Source organism: Photobacterium sanguinicancri (assembly GCF_002265265.1).
In the GTDB taxonomy this organism is placed as follows: Bacteria; Pseudomonadota; Gammaproteobacteria; order Enterobacterales; family Vibrionaceae; genus Photobacterium; species Photobacterium sanguinicancri.
Genome location: NZ_NOIF01000391.1, coordinates 1 through 920, shown reverse-complemented (window position 1 = coordinate 920; position 920 = coordinate 1). Strand labels below are relative to the sequence as shown.

The 920-nt window shown below is 38.5% G+C and carries 1 protein-coding gene; it reads left to right on the top strand.

Annotated elements, in window-relative coordinates:
• Positions 1-315: 315 nt before the first annotated feature.
• Positions 316-789: a GyrI-like domain-containing protein gene (locus ASV53_RS24225; protein WP_094959014.1), complete on the top strand. Its 474-nt coding sequence runs from the start codon at positions 316-318 to the stop codon at positions 787-789.
• Positions 790-920 lie beyond the last annotated feature (131 nt).

Here is a 920-nt window from a genome sequence, read left to right as displayed (position 1 = left end):
TGATGATGCAGACATATAAAGAACGGGCATGGAGATCTATCCCGCAGTAATAAGGGTGGTTCTTCGTATAGAATTGCATATGAGTCTTCTCCGTTTTTTGGTTTAGTCGCCTTCCAGCATACTCCTTTGGGGCATGTTGTCGGAGAAGGCTCAATAAGTATCAAAGGCATTAAGGTGACGCTTAACGCTCGGCGGTTTTGGTTTGAAGTGTATTTGGTTTAGTAAGTATTGCGTTGGCGCACCTTATGCCAAGGCGTTATGTGTCTTGTCAGTTATCAATCAGTCTTTCTGATTTAAATTTAATGGGTAAATGGTATGGATTTTAAACCAGTGATAGTGGAGGAATTCAAAGTTTATGGATTATGCACTGAGTTAACGACTTCACAAAGTGAGAATTATCAAATAATCACAAAGCACTGGCAAAATTTCAATAATGCTTTGAAATCCAGAAAATTAAAGTTAGGAACAAGTTGGGTGAAGTACGGTATCACCAAAAAAATAGGCAATAAGTATTTTTATATGGTGGCAATTCCATCTAATATCGAAATTGATGGATTTGACGTAGAAACAATAAATACCGGTGAATATGTTTGTTTTCAGCACGTAGGAGCGATGGGGCTTATTAAGTCAACAATCTATCAAATTTATAAACAAATTATTCCATCATCTAACTTTGGCCTAAATGAAAATAGAACACTTATACATTTTGAACGTTATGACTATCGGTTTAGCTGGAACAAACCTAATTCAGCTATCGATATCTATGTACCAATAGAGCGAAACACATAACACATATGAGCCTTCGGGCGTCAAGCGGCAAAGTGGATCCTATCGACCGCGTAAGCGGTCGACTAAAAGTCGATTAACAAGTGCGTCCTCTTCGTTAGTCAGAATGGCCTTCAAGTCACGCTTGCGGCAAA

Bases quoted from the DNA above. Each gene is read 5' to 3' on its own strand.
- ASV53_RS24225 (WP_094959014.1), top strand. From the start codon at position 316: ATGGATTTTAAACCAGTGATAGTGGAGGAATTCAAAGTTTATGGATTA.